Here is a 25,432-nt window from a genome sequence, read left to right as displayed (position 1 = left end):
GGGCATTTTTTTTGAATAAGGATCCATACAACATCGTAACAAACTACATCCAATGTTCTATTCTCAGCACATATTAAGGGATGGCCGTCTATGGCACAATTAATATAGCAAGAGAGTTAACAGGCGTGGTTAGAGAGAGGAGGCAGGTGAGTGGAGCGCGTAAAGAATGATGATACAGCCGTGAGCATGTCTGAAATCTCAATTAGTGCTCCGGAATGGAGTGGATATAAGAGAGTTAGCGTCGCTGATTTCGGTGCTAGATCCGAGGAAGGGTATTGTAACGGGAGTGCCTTTCAGAATGCTATTGATTATTGCAAACGGGAACGTTCGTCCGAGCTTGTCGTCCCTTCGGGAATATATCGATTTTATAATGGCAATCATCCTATATTCGAAGGGATGCACGATTTTCAGTTCGATGGTGGCGGCTCTGAATTCATCTTTTCTACGGTGGAAGTCTTCTTTACCATAAGGAATTGCGTACGGACGATATTCAAAAACTTCACTGTCGATTGGGACTGGGAAAGCGGGCAATTGGCAAGCATCGGACTAGTAAGGGAAGTGGCCTCAGACAGCGCATATTTCGATCTTCACTTTCCGGAGTATTCGCAAGCGCCGAGCGATCTGAACATACGGACATTAAACGCGATGAACCCGCTGACGTTATCTGCAGGCTGCGAGTTAGGTCGTGAATTCCACAAAACCCATTTCCGGAATATTAGTCGCCAGGATCTCAATACGTTCCGAATTGCACTGTCCAACCCCGAAGATTTTCACTTTCTGAATCCAGGGCAAGCTTACATCGTACGTCATTACATTTATGACGCGAACGCTTTCGAACTTAAAAGCAATCAGCATTTGCAAATCGAGCATGTAACGATCTATTCTGCGCCAGGACATGCTTTCGTGGCGTCGGGAGATCAACACCATTGGGCGCTGCGACAATGCAGAATTGTGAAACGGCCAGGAACGACGCGTTGCATTTCCGTCACGGCAGATGGCTGCCATATCAGTAATTCTCTAGGTTACTTTATGATTGAAAACTGCGATTTCAGCTACAACGGCGACGATTGCCTGAACATTCACGATAATTCAGTTCAGGGTTTCAAGCGAATCGATGATCGGACCTTAAGTATAATTCGTGTGCTAGCATGGCGTAATCCCTTTGCAGTAGGGGACGAAGTCGAGTTTCGAAATGAAGATCTGTCGCCTGCCGAGATCACGGAGCGTATCGCAGGCGTGGAATGGAACAAGGAATATAACACCTGCACGCTTACCTTTGAAAAACCGATCCCAGCCGAGGTTTCAGAACGCGCGATACTTTTTAATCGAAGATATGATTCCAGCAACTATATCGTTCGCAATAATTTCTTTCACCATAATCGCGCAAGAGGGATATTGCTACATTCAAGCAATGGCTTGGTGGAGAACAATCATTTCTTTATGAATCAAGGGTCAGCGATTCAAATTGAGTGCGGTTCCGAGTCTCGCTGGTCGGAAGGATTTGGAGTAAGCAATCTGCGTATCCGCAATAATTTGATTGACAGCTGCGATGTGAATCACTGGAACATGGCCGTTATCTACATGGGTGTATATCTTGCCATGGGTAGAACGCAATATGCGGTCTTTGACCGAGTGTGGATCGAGAATAATACAATTATCAATTGTCCGCAGCAAGCGGTTTATGCTTCATCCTGCAGAAGGGTATATATCCGCAATAATGCCATTCTGAATTCCAATGCTATGAGGCTCAAATCGCATGCCTATGGAGATGAGAATGGCTTTCTCCACCCGGAATATTATCAGGGAAGTTTAATGGCAAGCCATTGTAAAGAGGTTTGGATCGAGAACAACAGAAGATTGTCCACGGTTGAAACAACAGAGGATCATATTTATATTGATAACGCGACTAGTATGAATGTGAATTTGCTTAATAACATCGGATTCAATAGAGACGACAGCCGGTTCAGGCTGCAGAAGAAGACAGGTGAGCTATAATATGGCGACAATTGGGGCGAAAGCCGTAGCGGGTAAGGATGTACGCAGAAGAATAGTCAAATATAAAATGCTGTATCTCATGCTGCTTCCTGCCGTTGCGTTTTTAATTATATTTAGTTACATCCCCATGTATGGTGCATCGATCGCATTTAAAGAATTTTGGATTACGAAAGGAATTTTAGGCAGTCCATGGGTAGGATTTAAGCACTTCGAACAAATTTTCGCGACCGATAAGTTTTGGCAGGTTTTTACCAACACGATTGAAATCAATTTAATGCGTCTCCTATTTGGATTTCCTGCTCCGATTATTCTGGCTATTCTTTTAAATGAAGTAAGGCACAGAATCTTCAAGCGATCGATTCAAACGATTATTTATTTGCCCCACTTCATCTCGTGGGTAACGATCTCGGGTATATTGTTCGCACTGCTGTCTAACGAGGGTTTGGTCAATAGCATTATTGTTCTGTTCGGCGGAGATCCTGTTAATTTCTTGACAAGCAACAGCATGTTCCGGCCACTATTGGTCATTTCAGGAATTTGGAAGGAAGTCGGATGGGGAACGATTATTTTTCTGGCGGCATTGTCCGGTGTCAATCCGGATCTGTATGAGGCATCCGTGATCGATGGCGCTAACCGCTGGAAACAGATTGTTCACATTACATTGCCAAGCTTGCTGCCGATCATATCGATTTTGTTAATATTGAATTTTGGCAGCATGATGAGCGGTGGTTTCGACCAAGTGTTTAATATGTACAACCCGATGGTCTATGAAAGCGGCGATGTTATCGATACCTACGTTTACCGAATCGGGCTGACGCAAGGACAGTATAGCATGGCAACCGCAATCGGGTTATTCTTAAACGTAATCAATTTTGTTCTTCTTATCGCGGTAAACAGCGCGGCTAAAAAAATGAACGGACATGGCATTTACTGAGGTGATTGAATAATGGTGCGATCTACGAGTGTTTCTGGGAAAATATTTGACATACTGAACATCATTTTTTTAGTTTTCATGGCTTGTATTATGCTTTACCCGTTCTGGCATGTACTTGTTGGATCCGTACTGCCGTATGAAGAAGCAGTCAAAACGAGATTTAATATCATTCCGCGAAGTATTTCCTTTGAAGCCTATGAATACGTTTTCTCGAAAAATACGATTCTTATGTCGGTTGTGGTTTCCGTATTCGTTACGGTTATTGGTACGCTATACCAGCTTTTGATTACATCTATTGCGGCATATCCGTTGACGAAACAAGATCTTCCGGGTAGAACCGCTATCTTTCTCTTTATCATATTCACGATGTTTTTTGGCGGGGGGCTCATTCCTTATTACTTGCTAATCAAGAGCCTTGGGATGGTAAATAGTTTGGCCGTTATGATCATTCCGGCAGCGTTAAGCACTTATAACTTGATTGTGCTCAAAACATTTTTTCAAAATATCCCAATTGATCTGGAGGAATCAGCAAAAATCGATGGGGCTGGTTATATGAGAGTGTTCTTCCAGATCATCATCCCCTTATCGTTTCCTGCTCTGGCAACTATCGCATTATTTATCGCGGTTGGTCAATGGAACAACTGGTACGTTCCGATGTTGTTTCTTAACGATAAGGAACTATGGCCGTTAGCGATGGTGTTAAGGGATGTTCTGATTAATAACAATATGGAATTGACCCGCAGCGGCAGCTTCGTAAGCAAGGATTTCATGCTGGGTGACACCATTAAGAATGCGATTGTAATGGTTTCTGTCATTCCCATCATCATTGTATATCCTTTCATTCAGAAGCACTTTGTTAAAGGGGTGATGATTGGATCAATCAAGAGTTGAAAGTCAGTCAGATTACTAGAATGAATTAATTATTCATTAAAGGGGAGTAGTGAACAACATGTTGAATAGAAAGAAAGGTCTCATTTTATTGCTTGCAGTTGTGTTGTTATTTGTTGGGATTATTGCAGGATGTGGAAGCAATAATGAGAAAAACGAAGCGGGTGAGTCTTCTTCAACTGCAAGCCCAAGTTCTAAACCAGTCGTTGAAAATACAAAGCCTGTTGAATTATCCGTATTTAGTTGGATGTTCGAGGGAGCTGACTCGCAGGATTCTCAAATCTATAAGTACTTGCAGGAAAAGCTCAACATCCGCTTGAAGCCGATTACAGCTTCGTGGAATGACTGGGAAGAGAAGCTGAACGTGATGATTGCCTCTGGGGAAATGCCCGATGTATTTGTTTCCTACGGCGTTGACCGTCCGGTTCAATATCGTCAGTGGATTAAAGAGAGCATGCTTCTTCCACTTTCAGATTACTCTGAGCAGTATCCGAATATTAAAGCGTCGCTGGCCAACTTTGAACATTTAGCTAAAACGACCGACAACAAACATTATGCGCTCCCTATATTCAATGAATCCGGAAGCGGCAAGATGGCGGTGAGCGGTCACAATATTCTAATTCGTAAGGATTGGCTGGATAAGCTAAATCTAGAAGTACCAAAGACGATCGATGAGTTCTATGCGGTTGCTAAGGCATTTGCCGAGGGTGATCCAGACGGCAATAACAAGAAGGATACGTACGGTTATTCCTCCAGCGCTGGAGGGATTTGGTGGCAATATCCACTGTTCAACGCTTTCGACACGAGCACTGATAGGTGGGAGAAGAAAGATGGGGAATGGGCGCCGGAGGTGCTTTCCGATGAAACGAAAGACGGGCTTTCTTTTCTAAACCAGCTTTACAAGGAAAAAATTCTTGATCCTGAGTTTATGTTGAATACAGATGATCAGAAAATCGAGAAATTCATAACGGGCAAAGTCGGAATCATGATTCATAACGCAAATGCGACCTTCTATAATGATTTTTATGATAAGTTCAAGCAGGCATATCCCGATGCCGATCCCAAGTCGATTTTCACATGGGTAGGTACCTTGGTAGGGAAAACAGGCGCTCAGCGAATGGATGGCTTCAATAACTTCTGGGCGGAAACGTCTATTAATGCCAACATCTCGGATGAGAAAAAGAAAAAAGCGTTGGAGCTGCTAGACTACCTCCTCTCAAGTGAAGGGCAGCAGCTAATGATGAACGGTATTGAAGGGGTCCACTACAGCAAAGACGGAGATAAAATCACACCCCTCATGACGGATGAAGAAAAGGGCAAAGATAAAGCCTTTTCATTAAAAGCATTGGTTTCTTGGAATTCGGACTTCCTAGCCGACAGTACGCCTAATAAAGAGGACATTGTAGCAATGGCAAAATCGACAGGCGACTTCGCCGTTCCGAATCCGTTAGCTTATTTAAACATTAATCCTGAGGAACTCGATCCGAGTATTCCAAGCCAGCTGAATGATTTGGTAAATGAAAAATTCGTAAAAATAATTGTGGAATCCAAGGACGTTCCTGCGGATTTCGCTTCCTTCAAGGAAGAGTGGTTGTCTAAAGGCGGTACGAAAGTGATTGAAGCAACGAATAAGCAAGCGCAAGCGGAAGGTCGCTAAATCCGCGAGAAAGCTCGTTTAGTGTATGAAGAGACCTTGCTGGAGCCGAATTTATCAGCAAGGTCTCTTTAATTGGGCGTAAATTACATATTTGCAACGCTAAGAGTGGAGGTTGTTGGAATGATAAAGTATGAGGATTTTCAGCCGGGCGAATTGTGGCTGGATACGAATGGAAAGCCGATTCAGGCACATGGCGGCAGTATATTATTCGATAACGGTAAGTATTACTGGTATGGAGAGAATAAAGACGGCCCGAACAGTTTAGGTCGGATCGGTATTCAGCGCGTAGACATCATTGGCATATCCTGCTACTCTTCAAGTGATTTATACAACTGGTCATTCGAAGGCATCGTGTTGCCTGCGGTTTCCGATGATCCGAATCACGACCTTCATCCGTCTAAAGTAGCGGAGCGTCCGAAGGTTCTGAAGAACGATCGGACTGGTCAATACGTCATGTGGCTTCATATTGATAGTGAGGACTATACGCTGGCTAAAACCGGCGTGGCCGTAAGTGAAAATCCAGCGGGACCATTTGAATATGTGGGAAGCAAGCGTCCTAACGACGTGGATAGCCGTGATATGACATTATTTAAAGACGACGATGGAACGGCGTATTTAATTCATTCGTCTGACTGGAACAAAACCCTGATCATTTCGAGGTTAACGGATGATTATACAGATTTGAATGGCGAGTTTACGAAAGCGTTCATCGACCAGTCCCGGGAAGCGCCGGCGGTGTTTAAACATGAGGGGAAGTATTACTTGTTATCCTCGGGTTGTACGGGGTGGTATCCCAATGCGGCTCTCGTTGCCGAGTCGGATCGAATGATGGGACGGTGGGAGCTAAGGGATAATCCGTTAAGTGGACCAAATGCCCGGAAGACGTTTTATGCGCAGAGCACGTATGTGTTTCCTGTTCAGGGATTGGAGAACAGCTTTATTTTTATGGCTGACCGATGGCGGCCGGAAGAGCTAGCGGATTCAAGATATGTATGGCTTCCTATCACTTTTATGGAAGATGGGATAGAAATCAAGTGGGCGGATCGCTGGGATTTGAATACGTTTCGAAAATGAATATAAGGCCGTTCCTCAGGAGGAGCGGCCTTATGTTATTGAGCTGAATTAATCGTTCACAGTCTCTCCACCATTCAAGTGCCTCTGCTTTTTATTCTAATGATCCATGATAAGCATACTTAAATAGGCTTTATTTAAGAGGGATGGGCCTGTCAATTTCCTGAAGGCTCTCGTAAGCATGTCGTTCCCTCCTGTTGGAATAATGAATTAGGCACTTATGAGTATTTTGCGCGGCATGGTACCGTACTTATTTTGATAATGTGCAGGAAGCGAATATTCGTCTGGTCTTCGAAGGTATTCTCCATCATGCGGATGTGTACGTGGATGGTCAGCATATAGGGTACCATTTTGGCGGATTTACACAATTCTCACTCCTTCTGCCGCAGCTTGCTCAAGGAAAGCATGATCTCGTTATTCGAGTGGATAATACGATGGACTGGCAAACGCTGCCAACGGACATTGCGGATTGGCATTCTTACGGGGGGATTATCCGCTCTGTTGAGCTGCAGGAGCTGCCTGATGTATATATAGACTCGATGCAAATTGATTATCAATTGAAGGATGTCTCAGCAGATATTCAACTGCAAATTGAGCTCCATTCACTTAGCAAGGGAGATTGTCAGGTTGAGGTGAGTGCCTTCACGGAGGAGCTTTCACTTTCTGCTTCTCATGTGCAGGTTGCTGCCGGTCAGGCTGTGAGTTTGACGCTTCAAGGGAGCCTTAAGAAGATTCGTAGATGGGATGTAGGTGAGCCTGCGCTTTATACATTTACCGTTCAAGCGGGGGAAGATGACCTCATAGACCGTACAGGGTTCCGCACGGTTGAGGTGCTGGGCAGCGACATTCTGTTGAATGGCAAAAAGCTATACCTACAAGGTGTGAACCGGCATGAGGAGCATCCCGAGTGGGGATTTGCCTTCCCGCCGAAGCTGATGCTGAAGGATCTTGATATATTGACCGACATGGGCTGAAATATCGTGCGCGGATCGCACTATCCACAGAGCTAGTTCTGGATCGACTTGCTCGATGAGCACGGGATGCTGTTCTGGAGCGAGATTCCGATGTGGGGCTGTTTTATGAGTAGAGAAACATTGGCAAGCCCTATCTTCATAGAGCGTGGCGTCAAGATGCTGGATGAAATGATCTCCCGAGATTATCATCATCCGTCCATTATTTTCTGGGGAGCCCACAACGAAGTTGATACGCGGACAGAAGAAGCGCTCGAGCTAACGAAAACTTTCGTAGGCAAAATTCGCAGAATGGATAGCAGCAGACTCGTTACCTACGCGACTATGCATCCGGAGCAGGATATTGTGCTGCCCTATTTTGATGTTATCGGTATTAATAAATACTACGGCTGGTATGAAGGCAGCGTCGATGGATTCAGCAGTATGCCGGAGAACTACTACATTCATGCCGAGAAGCAGGGCGCAGGCGGCAAGCCTGTCATTATGAGCGAGTTCGGCGCTGAGGGATGGGTGCCGCGCTTGTTTAGCGAAGACTATCAGGCGGATGTAGTGACGCGTGCCTTGAAGATATTCCGCGACGACCCTCGCATCGCCGGCACGCTGATCTGGCATTTCGCCGATATCCGCGTCGATGTGCGAAGCGACCGGCCTTACTTCCGCGATCGCGCGCGGAGCTTTAATAACAAGGGATTGATAAACGAGTATCGCAAGCCGAAATTGGCTTATCGCTTAGTGAAGGAGATTTATCGGTCTGATAGGTAAGAGGGAGGAAGTGAAAGAGTAAGGGAGTAGGGACTCATCCTTGTGGGATGGGTTTCTTTTTGTGTGCTTCGCTGCTAATGTGAGCCGATCACGCATCAGAAGGTTAATAGAAACGAGGTGATCGGAATGGCTGGATTAAAAACTGTTCGTCAACCTGACTTAGTATTGATCACTTTGACAAGAAATCCTCTTGTTCCCGGCTTTGCACGCCGAATTGTATCTGTGCCTGCAATCGGCAGAGCTGATCCCTACAAAGCTACGTTGATACCAAATGGATTGCTTGTCACAGCATTGAACTGCCTTTTAGACGATCTCAAAATCGTTTACAAGAAACATCAAATGTGAATGGGTATTTGTGATGTCTGTTGTCCAGAGTCGCATTTACCTATTTTAAAGCTCAGGTACAGTGTAACTTGAGCTTATTGTTCTGGGAACCTACAGCGAGCGTAAGATAGAATCTCATGCTAGTTTTGAGCTAGCTAGTAGGAGGCTTCTACATTAAGAGGTGCATGCTCAGTCAATTAACTTGAATTAACAAAGGTTGTGCAAATTACATGCTAAGGCATTTAAAAGTAATATTGATAGTCTATAAAATACCTACAAGCAGATATTATTAATGTGAAGGATTACTCTTTAAATTTCTGACACTTCAAGGAAGGAATATCCAATAGCTATAGAGAATAATTACGGATATATAAACTCGAAATTTGTCGTGATTGCTCTAAAATTGTGGGGCGTTGGTTTAAAATACTAAAAAAAGTGAAAACTATTTGGTTATCATTGTTAATACGTTTTGAATTTATTAGGAATTTTTATTGCTATAAAATGTTGTGCCAAGCTGAAGGAGTGACAAATCAGAGTGAATACCTTAGTTGAGAAACTTAATAGTTATGAAAATGATTACTGGGATTTTACTGAATATAGAGACAAGAAGGCGCTAGTTAAATATCCTGCCATGATGGTAGCACCCATGCAAGAGCAACTTCTGAAGGATATTATAGAATTTGATTCACGGATAAAGAATATCCTTGATCCATTTGTTGGATCGGGTACAGTATTAGCTGCGGGAGCAACTCTGAATTTAAATACCTATGGTATTGATATTAACCCACTTGCAGTGCTGATCTCACGTGTAAAGTTAGAAGGAGTGTCATTTGAGAATATTCGTGAGAGTATTGCTGAACTCAGAACTAATATCACACTTTTTTTGGGGAACACTGAGCCGTTCGAGTTTACGAATATAAATAAATGGTTTAGAAAAGATGTAATAATTGATTTGAGTACTATACGAAAAGCTATAGTGCGGGAAGGTAATATACAAATACGACGCTTTTTTTGGGTCTGTTTTGCAGATTCTGTTAGAAAGTTTAGTAATACACGCTCAACTACTTTTAAGTTACATGTAAAAGAAGAAGAGAAGATTATATCAATGGATAATAATTGCATTCAATATTTTATTAATAAGATTTCGTCTTCATATATAGATTATGTAAAAAAGAGCGTTTGTTCTAATATCAATTTATATTCAGGTAATTCAATTGATATATTGAAAAGTTTTTCTGAAGAAAGTATTGATCTAATATGCACCTCACCACCTTACGGCGATAATCATACTACTGTTACATATGGACAATACTCAATACTTCCTTTACTTTGGATAGACTTGGGTGATTTGGATCAGTTTGATGTAAGTATACTAGATAAATTTACCGCTATCGATAGAATGAGTTTGGGCGGACATTATAACATGGAGGAGTTTGATGTGGATATAGAATACGAAGACTTAATAGGAAAGATAAGTCGAGAAAAAGCGAAAAAGGTTAAGTATTTTATTAATGATTATTACAAAGTTTTCACTGAGTTAACTCGAGTATTAAAAAAGGGGAAAAGATTAGTTTTGACATTAGGAAATCGTAGGGTAGATAACCAAGAGTTCCCTTTTGATGTTCTTAATGATAGGCTTGCTATTAAATATGGTATGGAAGAAGAAGCGGTTTTAACAAGAAATATCCAAGGTAAGAGGATGCCTGTAAAGTTATCAAACATTCCCAATTTAGGTTCAGTTAGATCAATGAGCAAAGAGTATATAAAAATATATAGAAAATATTAAATGGGGGAACTTTATTATGAAGGAAAATTTACGATTGGATTCTTCAACTATCGCAAGTATTTTGGGGACAGTTGGAAGCCCGTTAATTGTTGTATCGGAATTGATAAAGAACGCAATTGATGCGTCCGCAGACAAAATAGATCTCGTCTACGACAGAGAGACCCAATCGATTACAGTTATTGATGATGGTTTGGGATTCACTTTGGAAGATATTAGACAGCTTTCGCAACCAGGATTCTCTGGGAAAAAAAGAAGTGGAAATGTAACTAATGCCAAAGGAGCTTTTTATACAGGGAGCAAAGGACTGGGGCTGTTATCAGTTTTTTCATTGTGCAATCATTTGACCATTCAAACCAAAAGTGATGATGGAGAATATTTTATTAATTGGTCAAAAGATACTGGCAGTTATAATTATGATGAAATTGTAGAATCACAAATGCAAAAGGGATCAATAATAACTTTAAACAATATTCCTTCTGAAATAATGACTTTATTGACCTCTGATTCGGAGATAAAGAAGTTGCGTCACTTATCCACATATTTATATAAACATACTAGTTTAACATTCCCAGAAATAACTCTATCAATTGATGATAGCATGCCTAATTCTTTGCTGTTTAAAATGGATCTTAGTGGAATGCTTTTTGATGTAGTTTTTAATTACGATAATAAAACAGAAACATTAATGTTTCAGTGTTTATCAGATAATCCTCAGATAAACAACTCGGAAATTTTAATTAATTCGTTTGAAACTTCAGAAATACAGCATTTACTGGAGAAATATTTTAATATTAAGCAATCTATAAAAACACGTACCAATGACAATGTTAGATTTAAAGAACTAGAGGGAATTCAAGGAGTTCCAGCTTTTGAAGGACGTTTTCTGGTTTATGAAAAAAATACAGCCGGAAGTATGCTCAAAGAGTTTGGGGCAGGCGTGAATATATATACTAATGATTTAGCTATATACAACTATTTATCAGAAGAGCTTGATTGGTTGGGGTTTGCTGACTTTTCACAAAGGAAGAAGGCTACACGCCTTAAGCCACACAATGTCTTTGGTTTTGTCAATATGCCTCATTTTGACGAAACGATAGAAAAACTTAAAATCTCTAATGAAAGAGCCGATTTTATTCAAGACTGGGTATTTGTGAAATTGATGTATCTTCTTAAAGGCGTCATTGCTTATATGATCATAAATATTGATGTTTCATACACAAAAGGAAAAAGCAGCATTGCAAAAAATAAACACAATGTCAATAACAGCAATAATAATGAAACAGGTTCTGGTAACAAAACAGAGGAACAAGATGCAAAAACAGATTCGAATGAAAAAAACGATATTTCATCTAAGGATGCCTCTACCAATGATACTGAAGCTTATAAAAAAGACGAATCTTTAGAAGAAAACTATCAAAAAAATTCTCAAGGAACAACAAATAATAGTAAGAGTGATAACTTCGATACTTCAGGAGACTCGGATAATCGGAATAATGACAAGGCTGATGACGTTGAAATTGAGGATGAAGATCAGGAAACTTATGAGCCAGAGACGGTTTTTAAGCCGCAACATAAAAAGAGGAACCATTTAACATTCACATCAGCTGAGGGAAAATTGTTTGATACTCTGAAAAATTCAAATGATTTGGGGAATAAAATATATCAAGCGATCTATGAATTAAGCAAATTGAATGTATTAGTTTATCCATATGCAACAGTGTGTCTCTATAGAACGTTGATCGAATCTGCAACACAGTATGCTTCTAAAAAAATTGGATCCGATTATCAGGAGACAGCGTTGCCAGCTTCAATTAAAAACGTTCTAAACACTTGGAGTAATTCATCAAAAACTACGAAGGAATTTAAATCAAATGTTGGTTTATGGAGAGATTTAGTTAACAAGAGAGATCTTCTAGATAAATTAAACTTGTATATTCATAATGTAACACCAGTGGATGTTGATTTAATTCTAGATACATGGCAATCCATGAAAGGCTATATTAGAGAATGTATTAAGTGTTAAACCCCTTAAGTGAATGTGGGATAGACTATCGTTGGTGTTTGTTGAGCTTGTCTATACTATTCGATAGAAATTGAATAATATAAAAAATAACAGATTAATTTGGTTAAATCTGGACGGACGCTTTTTCGAATAGCGATATTAAAATGGGGTCGATTCCCCGAAGCTGTATACATAATAAACCGCTTAATGCTTGAATTTCCAAGTTTGAGCGGATTTTTGTATTTATTATATAAATTATTAAATGTAGGGAATAGATGTAATAATAACTGATAGACAGATATTTCGTTTTTATCATAATAAGTTGGAAAAGAGTTTTTTGATTTATTTTTATAATATAGATTCATGATCTCTCTTCATTTTTAGTAATCATACGTTATAATGCTATAGTCATATAGGTAATTATACTCATGAAATATTTGAGGCATTTATATACTGGGTAGGAGGAATATGGTAAAGTAAGTATGACCTTATTAAGCTAAAGTCTAGAGTGTAGTCATAAAAGTCACTATGATGAACCATGAGTTAATTTAGTTTATAGGATTTAGACAATATTGAGAAACTGGGGTGATGTTCATGGACGAGTTCGATAATAACGACCTTGTACAATTAATGAACACGGATCCGTTTGAAGAAGAGCATGGGGTAAGTGTGGCTGCTCGTATTATATATCAATTGGGTGAACAACTAATATCAGATGAATTTGTTGCATTGGCGGAGTTAATAAAAAACTCATATGATGCTGATTGTACTGTAGTTAAGATTACTATAGATACCACTGCTCTGACTCCACATGGTCAAGGACGTATAGTAATCGAAGATAATGGTAATGGGATGACAAAGGATTTAATGACTCAAAATTTTTTGAGAATATCAACTTCGTTTAAGAAAGTGTTTAAGTATTCTCCATATTTTAAAAGGCGAACATTAGGAGAGAAGGGACTTGGTAGACTATCAATTCAAAGATTGGGAAATCATTTGAGTTTGGTAACTACACCACGTATTGATAGAATAAAAGAGATAGTATCTGAAAAGGACATTGAATTTGCAAAAAAATATAATCAATATAAATTAGATATTAATTGGAATCAATTTAAAGAATCTGAAGGAGATTTATCAACTATAAAAGCCAAGTGCTCGTTCTTAAACAATGATAGTCCTCGTTATGGAACGAGAATAGTAATAGAGGGTATTAGAAATCTTGATTTTTGGTATATTAATAGAAAATTGGAAACAAGGATCAAAACTGAGATATTCGGCATGGTTAATCCATTCGTTCAGAATAACAAACAAAGGTTTCAAATAAATATTGAGGTAGATGGTACTTCATTTAGCAATAGTAAAATTGATGAAAATGTTTTAGATAAAATGAGTGACATTATGGTTGAGTTTTATTTGGAAGATCGGATTCTTAATATAGAAATTCAGTTTAGAAAACGATATATTGATCGCCTATTAAATGACTTTCTAGTAAGAATGGGAAAACGAGGTTTTAAGAAATATACAATATTTCAAGAGTATCTTGCTCAGGATGAAAAAATTGAAATTAACATTGAGACTGATAAATTAGCAATTGATTTCCCTTATCTAAAAGAAATTAAATTACAAAAACATTATGATGGTGAGAAGGGGATTGAAGAACTTGCATATCCTGGTGATTTTAATGGGAAATTATTTATTAGTGACCAATCAGGTGAAGCATACAATGAATCTCTTATACTATTACAAAAAAATAATTTAGCATTTAAAACAATTAAAGAGTTAAAGGCAATATGGCAAGCGGCTGTTGGGGTTTATTTATTTAGAAATGATTTCCGTATATTCCCGTATGGTCCTGAACATGATTGGTTAGGTGTAACTGCAAGGGCGCAGCGATTAAAAGCTAATGCGTTAAAAGAGCATACTATTTCTGGATATGTTCAGCTTGATAGCATTAGTAGCGAAAAAATAACTGAACAAACTAATCGTTATGGACTTATTGAGGATGAGTATGGAAAGAATTTCTTCACTTTGGTTCGTTCAATTATTGCAGAGATTGTAACAAGATTAGATATGAAACTAAGAGCTAATTTCAATATTGGAGAAATAACAGAGGCTTCAAATAAAATTGAATCTAATGATAAAAATATAATATTTGAAAGAATAATAGATAGGGATGAACAGAAGAAAAGCATTATATCGCAAGTGAAGCAAGTTACAAGTGATCTGACGGAGAATGGAGTTTCTAAAAGTAATACCTTAAATATTAAATTGAAAGAAATTGAAAATAAACTAAATCAACTTGAAAAGCTAAATACTGAGGATCAAGAAGAGCGGAAACAAGAAAGCTTCACTACTCAGCAGAGAATTATTGATTTAAGGGCGCTTGTTGGATTAGCAGGCCAAGGGATGATTGTAGAGTCTCTAACACATGAACTTCACCGTATTGAATCAAATATTCGTTATTATGCAAAGAGTTCTAAAGATATTATAAGTTTAACAAGTAATGAAGACAGAAAAAATGAACTGTTAGATTATCAGGATAGCATAATACAAGAAGTATTCTATTTACAACAGCAGTTAGAGCATTTAGAACCAACCTACAAGAAAAACAGTCTCATACTAGAACCAATAGATTTGAACAAACTGCTAAAATCTCTATATATTGGAAATAATCCGATGGCAAAAAAGGCGTCAATAAGCAATGTAGCCGTATACGTAATTGGCGAAGAATTTGTAATAGAGTCAAATAAAGGATTGTTAATTACTATATTTGACAATTTATTTTTGAATTCTTTGTATTGGGTCTCGATGGGGGTTACTGAAAGAAAAATTGTATTTGAACTTGATGCTTTTAATAAATCAGTTATAGTTTATGATTCTGGCCCAGGTGTGCATAAAGATATACATAACATATTGTTCCAACCGTATGAGAGTATGAAGCAAGACGGAAGAGGACTCGGGTTATATATAGTAAAAGAACTAATGAATTCGATCAATGCGAATATATACTTAGATACAACTGAGAAGAATAGATATGAAAATTATTATAAGTTTATGTTATCTTTTTAAAATGAAATAGGAGTGAATATCCGATATGGCAGCGGAATCAATACTAACGGAAGAAATTAAAGATAGCGGTTTGGTTATGTCAGAGTTGGATGTGTTATTAAAGAGTTTGGATATTAAATATATATTTTCTTATGATGACGAGTGGGATATTGAGAAGTTAAAGGCTGAAGAAGAGGACAAGAAGAAAGAACTATTGGCATTAACATATCAAGAATTTGCAAAAAAATTCGTAATAAAGGTATTTGACAAAGAAGAAACGTATTTATTAAATGAAGATCTATCAACAGTGGAAGATATAATCAATTCTGACGATAAGGACATACAACGACTAAAACTAATGTATATTAAAGCAATTAATAAAGAAAGAGCAAGCAACCCTCTAATTATGCTTAAAGAAGTTTTAGATAAAGTAGAGTCAAGTAACCAAGTTTCAGTAAAAACATTCGCCAATAGATTTGACATTAGTAATGTTGAGGGTGTCGAAGGAAGAATATTGTTTTTGCTAGATATGAATATGGGTGAAAGCGCTGAAGAAAATGATGTAGTTATTAAAACAATTCTTGATATAAATACATCTCGTCCTAATAATCATGATATTGCTGTGGTTTATTCCCATGAGAAACTTGAAATGTACAAACGACATAATGATAAAGTGAATTATGTTGAATCTTATTTGGAGCAAAACAAAAAAACTCTAAATATTGTTGATGAAACTAATAAATATCTAATTCCCTTTCAACTATGGGCGATAAGTAAAGGGGATGCAAATGGAGAACTACTTGAAATTATTATATCTACACTTGAAAAAGCAGCTTTTGGTTATTCCTTACATGATTATTTAGATAAAAAAAACAAAATAACCCAAAAATCCACATTGAATTTAATAAAACTACCTGAAGAAACATTTGAAATTTTATATAATGATTCTTTTATTGAAGGTGAAATCTTCCTTGATGTACTAGAGAGAACTCATAAAAGTATTATGAGTAAAGTTGAACATGAGACTATTTGCGAAAATCCTGAAATATATGAAAATTTATTAACAGTATCAAAAACGAAAAATAAAAAAATATCAAAGGATATAAAATTAAGAGGGATTAACAATTACCGCGTTGATAATGCGAAAAAGAAAACTGACCCTGAGATTTTCAAGGGAGTTGCTGAGTATGGTTTACTTAACTATACTGTAAATCCAAGCTACAATGATATAATGACTGGCGATGTATTTGTATTTAATACATATGATTCAGAGAATAAAAAATACGGAATATTAGTTACTACTGATTGTGATCTTCCAGTAAGACCACAAGGAAATGAAATAAAGGAATGTAGTAGAAATGCAAAATTTGTGACATTGTTGTTATGCGATTGCATCGAATTTTCTACAACAGATATAAAAGTCAAGAAGAAAATTGAAGATGGAGAAGGATTATGGCCAATAATTGATGAGGATAAGTATTGTGTATTAATACCTGATACAAAAAATACATTGTTAACTATTGATTCTATGATATTGGATCTTTGTTCATTGGATAATAAAGGTTGGGCTAATCTGTTTTCAAACATTGAAACTAGTACAACTTACAAAACACATTATTTTAATGAATATTACAAGAATAATTTGATGAATTGGCTCGAAAGTGTAGATAAAATTACGACCTATATTCCAGGGGATTTAACATTACATGAAGCTGCTGTAGCAGTATCTGGTGAAATATTAGATGATTACACCAAAAAATTAATTGGTATAATGGCTGGTTTAAAGTATACGATTAAACTAAATTTAGATGATAAAAAATTCGAAATGAAGAGAATTGGCAGGCTAGAAACTAGAAGAACGTTACAACTAATTCAAACAAAAGTTAATCAAATGAGTAGAATAGGGCTGACATCAATTCCTGGAGCATAAATTTCTTTTAGAATACCTTTTTTTTTGATAAGATATTGTTAGAAAGGCCGCACACTAACAATTAGTGTGCGGCTTAATCCTGGAGCATTATCCCAGGCAAGGAGATGGTATGCTTTGCAACGAAATAGTTCTATTGTGGCTAATAATTCTGATATTTGGGACCTAGATCTTAATTATTCAGGAGAAAATAATTTTACTTCTTTTTTTTCATCCAAAGGTAATATACACTCATATCCGGCCAAAGCTGTTCCAGATATGGTGAATTCTCTGCTAATAAATCTTAAGAAACATTACAATGTTACTACTGTTCTTGACCCATTTGTAGGAAGTGGAACAGTTGGTTTAGAATCTAAAGTATTAGGATTAGATTTTTATGGTTCAGATCTTAATCCTCTTGCAGTAATGTTATCCAAGGTTAAGGTACTTTTAATTAAAAATACTTCGTATATAGAACAACAGATAAAAATATTCTTGGATAACTTATCTAGTGATGAAGTGTATAAAAATAAACTATTTACTATTGAAAAATTTGATAATATTGAATTTTGGTTTAAACAGGAGAACATTAAAGAGTTATCATTTATTAAAAACGAAATAAACCAATTCTTAAAAAAAAGAACTAAGAAGTATAAGGAGACATTTTCACTTATTCTTTTAATTGCATTTAGTTCAACTATTAGATCTGTTTCTTTAACTAGGAACGGAGAATTTAAACTATATAGAATATCTCCTTCAGATATTCAAAGTTTTAAAATGAATGCAATTAAAGTGTTTAGCGAAAAAGTGAAGAATTTGCTTGAATTATTAGAGAAAGCTAATAAACAATATAAAGACCAAACAATTTCGGAGATACATCTTGCAAATGCGAAAGACTTGTCATATCTAAAAATGAGAAAAGTTGACTTGATACTAACATCTCCTCCATATGGTGATTCTAAAAGTACAGTAGCATATGGACAATATTCAAAGTTATCTTTACAGTGGATGAAAGATTTAATGCAAATTCATTTAGCTATTGATGTTTATGCCGATAACTGTGACGAACATCTTTTAGGTGGTAAGAATTCTGACTTCTTATATAATAATGAAAAAATATATTGCTCACAAACTCTTAAACTACTTATTAAACAGATGGAGAGTTTAATAGAATCCAGAAAAGAAAATATGTATAAGACAGTTAACGATTTAAAGAAAATTACGGCTAGTAATTGCGATTTTTCTTTACTTAAAGATGTATTTAATAATCTTGAATTAAAAAATTTAATCACAGAAAGAGTTAGACTCGACAATTACAGGAAAATAAAGAATGTTGCAAAACATCTTACTGATAAAAAGATTAAACAAATTGCAAAAAATGAGACGACAAAATTTATGATAGAATTACAATGCGATAAAGAAAAGGTACGTTATAGAAGAATTCAACAACTTAATGAAAAACTTCCGTTTGTTAAAGAGACTATAAATAGAAAAATCAAATCTCAACCTAAAAGAGCAGTTGAAGTAATTAATTTTTTTAAAGATTTATATAAAGTTGTAATTGAGACTGACAAATTCTTAATTGCTGGTGGACTTCAAGCTTGGATAGTAGGCCATAGAACTGTAATGGGAGAAATTAATGTTAATATGGCAGACATTCTGAAGGATTGGTTTGAGGATTTAAACTATAATCAGATTACTTCTTTGCAGAGACGATATTCTTTTAAAAGAATGCCCCACCATATTAATTCAACTGCAACAAGAAACAGTGAGATTAAAACAATGATGCAAGAACATATATTAGTAGTTCAAAAACAATAAATAATTAATGTATGCAGTACATTTTAGTAGTCATATTGGGCTGCTTTTTTCTTTTGTGAAAGTCGGAGAGCACTTGAATTCAGAAACACAGAAACACACAACACAAAAAAGTCGTGTGGAACAAGACTTTTTTCATTACTATTCAATTCAAAATACTCCATCACTCCAAAAGGAGCCATGAGGCCGGATATTTGAGCAAATATGTTTTGCCAATAAATTAACATGCAGACTGTTTAGAAAAAATGCAAGGTAGACACCTCATGATGTTTACTACCAACGCTTTGAAACTAATCAATGATCATATAACCTCTCCACAACTCAAGATAAGTGGTGTATTCTCAAAAATAGACATGGAAAGCTAATGAAACGTTAGAAGAAGTACTCATTTATATAATATCACAGTCCGTTATCACCAGATGGAGATCAACCTAGTGGTTTGCTAGAATATTATTACTGGTCATAGACAAGCATTACTCGTAATGGATACAGGGACAGGTTAGACGAGAATAGCGTCACTTTTGACTGATGTATGTGAATAATTTCTTGTTTTTGGAGGACAGTATATAAAAGTCTAACTGATAGTTTGGAGCGAAATCATATGACACTGCCACAAGAGCTTGCTTCGATATTTCGGAGCCGACAAAAATCCTACAAAATGGTCTTAATGCTATCTATTCTTGATGAATATAAAGAATCTTTTAATCGAAGGTTACCGCTCAACCAAGTGGCTGAGCGGTTTTTATCGTATTACCGGGATAATAGCATGAATGAAGCACAAATAGATTATCCGCCACAGGGATCTGCGTTTAAGTGGAGTGACTTTACACTGGGTCAAACCAAGTCGTTACTTAAAACACCCATTGATGCTTTATCCTCCATTCTGGAAGTAACACCTGATACCATTTCCTTCGAATCACATATATGGGATAAATTGAATGGCGATGTCGTAGCCGAACTAAGTGAATATGCTCGCATTGAATTGTCGAACTACAACAACCAATTGAGCTCGACTCCGAGAATATCCTTACAGGAGTCTCTTTCACTAATTCTAAATACGTACATTGAAGCTAAAACCCAACAGTTTGCTAATCATCAGCTAGGCAAGCTCTTTAGGCAATCGTTACCCGAGTATCTGAAAACATTATCCTTTATGGATGGAGACTATAAGGTACAAGGCTCGATAGGCCAAGGCAATTGGGCCAACATCCCTTGGCTGGCTATTCTAGATAAACGTCTAACGACAACCACTCAGCAAGGTGAATATATCGTTTATTTGTTTGCCGAAGATATGAGTGCTGTCTATTTAACCCTACTTCAAGGAGTTACTGTGCCCCTAAGAGAACGAGGAAAAAGAGATGGTTACCAGTATTTTGAGCAAAAGGTGAGCGAGATGAGGGAGCTCTTGCCGCTTAGAAATCTACACAAGGACGCTGATATTCATCTAACTGCTAGTGGCTTAGGACGAGATTATCAAGTATCGACTGTTGCATATGCTCGCTATGATCGAAACAACATCCCTGATGATGACGTTCTTATTGCTGATCTAGAAAACATGATGTATAACTATAAGCTTTACGCTGATCAAGTAACCGAACAACAGCAACCAACAGCTCCTCCAACTTTTAAATACACAATGGCACATCTCTATTTGGGTCAAGGAATTATCTCTTACTTAGGTAACAACAATTATTCTCCTATTCCCATCAACGAACTAGTCTCCAATCAAGCAACCGTGCTTATTTCCGGGGACGATGTTAAGAACCCCAAAGAACGGATTCAACATGTGGGGAGAGCCTTACAGGAGCTAGGTCAAATTTCGATAGAAGACGGGTGCTACTCATTAACTCCGCAAGGGACAGAATATTATTTAGCTTTTGATGAAAATAAGTGGAGATTGAGCCCAGAGCAGGTTCAATTAATTAGACGTTATCTGGGAGAATCAAATGGTGACCATGCTACTAATCTCGCTAAAGTAATGAATTTAGCCATTTCATTAGTGAAGGAGCTTGGTACATTTTCGCTAGACGAATTCAATACCGCTTTTATTTCGGCAATGGGGCTTGAAGAAGAATGGGGAACGGTTACGCAAGAGAACAGATCTCGCTTTATGCTGAATTGGTTAGAGGAGCTTCAATTTGTGAAGAAAATGGGAGATCAATATATGTTCCAATTAGATGAGGAGATCGAGCCTTTGGATACAATGACGGTTTCGGAACGCCTAAGTTATATTAAATCCTTCATCCGTAACAAAGGCTTTCACTTTCCGAATGAATTAATTGAGAACCTATACCTATCTCTCAAAACAAAACCCTTTGTCATTCTAGCTGGTGTCTCTGGGACGGGAAAGACGAAGCTAGTGAAATTATTCTCGGAAGCGCTAGGCGCTCTTAGTCATAACTATCAATTCACTCTTATTCCTGTGCGTCCAGACTGGAGTGATCCGTCGGACCTTATAGGCTATAAGGATTTATCGGGTGCGTTTCGTCCAGGACGGTTGGCGGAGGTGCTTGTCGAGGCTTCAAAACCAAGCAATCGACACAAGCCGTATTTCATTTGTTTGGATGAGATGAACCTAGCTAGAGTAGAGCACTATTTCAGCGATCTACTTAGTATTATTGAAACGCAGGAGTGGCAGGGTGAGGCAATCGTGACGATGCCTCTTATTAACAAGGACACTCTTGCAGCAGAAGACCAACCAGTTTACGGAAACCTATCGCTCCCGGATAATGTTTATTTAATTGGGACTGTCAATATGGATGAGACGACGCATCCTTTTAGCAAAAAGGTACTGGACCGCGCCAATACGATTGAATTTAATTACATTAATCTTGAGCAATTTCCAGATCAAGTTATTCAATTGAATGAAGCAACAACTGTTAAGGCCTATAATGTTTTTCTTCGCAGTGAGTATTTGCAGCTAATTGATGCTTACGGGGAGTATCAAGAGCTGGTGAAGCAAGTGACAGCGAAGCTGGTCAAAGTGAATAACATATTGGAGCAAGTTCATTCGCATGTTGGATTCCGTATAAGAGATGCGGTTTGCTTCTATATGATCTATAACGAACGGTTCAGTCTTATGGGTGAGGATGAAGCATTCGATTTACAGCTTTTGCAGAAAATATTGCCACGCGTGCAAGGCAGTAGCTCATCGGTCAAGCGCGTGCTTCTTCTCCTTATGCAGGAAGCGTTAGGCAAAGCTTTGTCAGTGAATAGCTTGATGGATGACGCCTCCGATCTTTATATGAAGTGGAGTGCGCATGAACCGGAAGAAAGAGCTAAATATCCGATGAGTACTCGGAAAATAGCCTTTATGTTACGGAGGTTAGAGGAAGATGGATTCACCTCCTATTGGCTCTCTTAATCAGAGTGTTGAGCTGCTCCGGGTCGAAACGAGCCTGTTTAATTTGTATATACAGGGTAAACCGTTCCATCCAACGGTAGATACGCTGCAATTGCATAGAAATGATGACAATCAGCTCATTGAAGCACAACTGCAAATTTCAGCGCCCTCGACTGCTCTTTCAATAGAAAAAGTTTCAATGTTTCATCCTGAGACAAAGGAACTATCGGATTGGGAGACGGGCATACCGAGCTATCCGCTCTTTTATGAAACGCAGGCTTACGAGATCGTCATCGAAAAAAAACAAGACATTCCGCTTGCCTTTTTCCATGAAAATGTTTATTTAAGGCAGGCGGTCAAGCCGCTGGGCACTATGATCCTATCAGGCGTTTTAAACTTTCAGAATGAGGCCGGACTGACTGATCTGGAGCTGCGTTTGAATGGACAGGCTATTTTACAGCTTCAGCTTGAAGTTTTTCCAGTCAAAATGGATTATAAAAATGATTATCAAATGATATTAAATGACGTCAATCAACAAATCTATAACTTATCTTTCGATTTCTTGCGTAAAACGTACAATCTAACGGGTCTCAAGGAAACACGCCATCAAAGCTTAACCGAGTTCTTCACGATCCTTCAGCATGTATTCGCTCAGCTTGTGCAAGCGGTCGAGCGGATTAATAGCTCCCCTCACTCCAAGCATCAAGTGGAGAACCGAGTAGTAGAAGCAGGCCGTTTGAAGAAGACGGGGAAGGAGAGCATTTCCTATCTGACCAAGCGTCCGCAGCTGCTCGTACAGGACGAAAAGCTTGGTTTTATTCCAATGAACGGACAACGCTATTACCCGAGCCATGCGATTGAGACGAAGCGGCATGTGGATTACGATACGAACGAGAATCGTTTTATTCGTTGGGTTCTGCTCCGTATTGCCAGCAAGCTTAAAGACCTGAAGGCTCGCCTAACTGAGAAGGGACGCCTTAAGGATCCAATGCTGGTGCGGAAGTTGAATGATATGCAATCGCAGCTACAAAGGCTGCTCAAGCTAGATTTTTTGAACGTTAAGGAGATGAGGCAGCTCTCCGTATCGCTTGTGCTTCAGATGGCGCCGGGATACCGCGAGGTGTATCGTAACTATTTGATGTTGATGAAGGGACTCTCTATCCAGAGTGATCTGTTCCGATTATCGATGAAGGATCTGGCGCAGCTATATGAATACTGGTGTTTTCTCAAGATTCATGACTTGCTGAGTCGTAAGTATGAGCTGTTGAAGCAAGATATTATTAAGGTAAACCGGACGGGCGTGTTTGTTACTCTAGACAAATCGCAAAAGGCAAAGATGGTTTACCGTAATCCGAAGAATAGCGAGATTTTTACGCTGTACTACAACACTTTGCCAAGTGGTGAGCAAACGCCGACGATTTCTCAAAGGCCCGACAATGTGTTGACATTGAAGAAGAACGATTCCGATGCGGAATATAAGTATATTTTTGATGCGAAGTATCGGCTCAATCCAGCGTATGAGGGGACTCCCTACCGAAGGGATTACAAGCTTCCGGGACCGGAGGAGTCCGATATTAATACGATGCATCGATACCGTGACGCTATTGTGTACGCAGAGGGAGGCGGGAAAGAACTGGAACGCAGCATGTTCGGGGCTTATGTACTATTTCCCTATCATAATGAGGAGCAGTATGAAGAGCATAAATTTTATAAAAGCATTGAGCTGATCAATGTTGGAGCTCTACCGTTCTTGCCGGGATCCACCAAGCTGATGGAAGCCTTCCTGGATGAAATCATTATGGATAGTCCAGAGAAGGCATACGAACGCTCCGCAAGGCCGCGTGGAACGAAAAATTATTACGAGAACAAGCTAGTTGGCAAAAATGTACTGGTAGGATCACTCCGGGAGGTACAGCAGCTTGATGATGCGTTACAACTTAAGTTTTATCATGTACCGCTTGAGAATATCTCCGATCACAAGCTGCTTACTCAGTTCGAATACGTGGCACTCTATCAATCGATCAAGAAGTTTGAGCCACGCGGGGAAACGGGTATTCACTGGTACGGTAAAATCTCGGACTGGAAGGTCGTGCGGCGCAAGGAGATTACCGAGCGACCAGCAAGATCGGGCACGGAAGAAAAACTGTATGTGAAGTTTACGGTAGGAGAGTGGGTAAAGCGGGATAAGCCGATCTTTCCGGGAGGACGAGGGATCTATACGCTCTTGTACACCTCAAAGTATGTGTTCGACCGAGCTTTAGAGATTGCAGAGCTGAAGCTGGAGACGGAAGAAGATCTACGAGAGTGGCGTGAGCAACGGCGTATAGGACCTGTTACAGTCGAGTTGGATCACGAGCAAGTGGATTTGGCTAGTAGGGTGCTAGGGGTTGGACGGTTATCTTCAACGTAGAAATGAATGAAGCACCCTCCTGAACGAGCTCTAGCAACAGCGGAAGCAGAAAAAAACCTCCTTAAAAGCACATGTGCTAAACGAAACGAGCTTGATAAGAGAAAGACCGTCAAGGATGCAATCTATTCACGATAATCGGTTTTTTAGCATTTATGACATGTGACGTTATGTGGAAATTATGTCATCACAGTCAACTTCTGCAGAAGGTATCGAAATAAAGAGTGTTTGCCCAGGACCCAACGGAAGTTCGGGGATGCCAATATACACGATTCCGATTCGCAATCTTTTCTTTTCCGCTCCAAGCAAGGGGGTTACGCGACTTTATGAAGCTGCATTCGGAGTGAATAGGGGGAAAACGGGTGTCTTCATCAACAAGGGAAAAATTACATTGTAAAATTCATACAGGAAAGTCGAAATGTACAGGAAAAAGTAGATTCAATATACAAGCTGGAGTTTCTCGAAAAATCTTGAAACTCCCAACAATCTGCGCCCAAAACAATTTGAGTTCCAGTGGTCT

Annotated in this window: 13 protein-coding genes and 1 pseudogene; all 14 read left to right on the top strand. The window is 38.6% G+C overall.

What is annotated here, in order from left to right; genetic code table 11:
- Positions 1-150: 150 nt before the first annotated feature.
- The 14 genes and pseudogenes from ACIFSR_RS30465 (at position 151) to ACIFSR_RS30400 (ending at position 24,915) form a co-directional block, all read left to right on the top strand.
- The gene (locus ACIFSR_RS30465) at positions 151-1,995 is read left to right on the top strand and encodes a right-handed parallel beta-helix repeat-containing protein (protein ID WP_430062428.1); all 1,845 of its coding nucleotides are present in this window, start codon (positions 151-153) and stop codon (positions 1,993-1,995) included.
- Position 1,996: 1 nt separating this feature from the next.
- On the top strand, positions 1,997-2,929 hold the full coding sequence (locus ACIFSR_RS30460) for an ABC transporter permease (RefSeq protein WP_339208115.1): 933 nt from the start codon (positions 1,997-1,999) through the stop codon (positions 2,927-2,929).
- Between the two features lie 12 nt (positions 2,930-2,941).
- Positions 2,942-3,820: a carbohydrate ABC transporter permease gene (locus ACIFSR_RS30455; RefSeq protein WP_430062424.1), complete on the top strand. Its 879-nt coding sequence runs from the start codon at positions 2,942-2,944 to the stop codon at positions 3,818-3,820.
- A gap of 58 nt (positions 3,821-3,878) precedes the next feature.
- A complete protein-coding gene (locus ACIFSR_RS30450) occupies positions 3,879-5,474 on the top strand; it encodes an extracellular solute-binding protein (RefSeq protein WP_430062421.1) in 1,596 nt (531 codons plus the stop codon).
- Positions 5,475-5,594: 120 nt separating this feature from the next.
- Entirely contained in the window at positions 5,595-6,548 is a 954-nt protein-coding gene (locus ACIFSR_RS30445; RefSeq protein ID WP_430062418.1) for a glycoside hydrolase family 43 protein, read from the top strand.
- Positions 6,549-6,808: 260 nt separating this feature from the next.
- Positions 6,809-8,278 (top strand): annotated as a pseudogene (locus tag ACIFSR_RS30440) (glycoside hydrolase family 2 protein).
- 126 nt (positions 8,279-8,404) lie between these two features.
- On the top strand, positions 8,405-8,623 hold the full coding sequence (locus ACIFSR_RS30435) for a hypothetical protein (RefSeq protein WP_430062415.1): 219 nt from the start codon (positions 8,405-8,407) through the stop codon (positions 8,621-8,623).
- Between the two features lie 514 nt (positions 8,624-9,137).
- The gene (locus tag ACIFSR_RS30430; RefSeq protein WP_430062413.1) at positions 9,138-10,388 is read left to right on the top strand and encodes a DNA methyltransferase; all 1,251 of its coding nucleotides are present in this window, start codon (positions 9,138-9,140) and stop codon (positions 10,386-10,388) included.
- A gap of 16 nt (positions 10,389-10,404) precedes the next feature.
- Complete coding sequence (locus ACIFSR_RS30425; protein WP_430062410.1) at positions 10,405-12,411, top strand: ATP-binding protein; 2,007 nt, start codon at positions 10,405-10,407, stop codon at positions 12,409-12,411.
- A 573-nt stretch (positions 12,412-12,984) separates the two neighbouring features.
- Entirely contained in the window at positions 12,985-15,459 is a 2,475-nt protein-coding gene (locus tag ACIFSR_RS30420) for a sensor histidine kinase (protein ID WP_430062408.1), read from the top strand.
- A gap of 25 nt (positions 15,460-15,484) precedes the next feature.
- Entirely contained in the window at positions 15,485-17,368 is a 1,884-nt protein-coding gene (locus tag ACIFSR_RS30415; RefSeq protein WP_430062405.1) for a hypothetical protein, read from the top strand.
- Between the two features lie 114 nt (positions 17,369-17,482).
- Positions 17,483-19,165: a DNA adenine methylase gene (locus ACIFSR_RS30410; protein ID WP_430062402.1), complete on the top strand. Its 1,683-nt coding sequence runs from the start codon at positions 17,483-17,485 to the stop codon at positions 19,163-19,165.
- 598 nt (positions 19,166-19,763) lie between these two features.
- On the top strand, positions 19,764-22,526 hold the full coding sequence (locus ACIFSR_RS30405; RefSeq protein ID WP_430062399.1) for an MrcB family domain-containing protein: 2,763 nt from the start codon (positions 19,764-19,766) through the stop codon (positions 22,524-22,526).
- A complete protein-coding gene (locus ACIFSR_RS30400; protein ID WP_430062396.1) occupies positions 22,498-24,915 on the top strand; it encodes a DUF2357 domain-containing protein in 2,418 nt (805 codons plus the stop codon). The genes ACIFSR_RS30405 and ACIFSR_RS30400 overlap by 29 nt, the downstream gene beginning before the upstream one ends.
- Positions 24,916-25,432 lie beyond the last annotated feature (517 nt).

Origin of the sequence: Paenibacillus sp. NRS-1760 (assembly GCF_050467785.1) — a bacterium.
GTDB lineage: Bacteria > Bacillota > Bacilli > Paenibacillales > Paenibacillaceae > Pristimantibacillus.
Note: the sequence above shows the minus strand (reverse complement) of the source record. Positions and strands in the feature narration are given on the sequence as shown.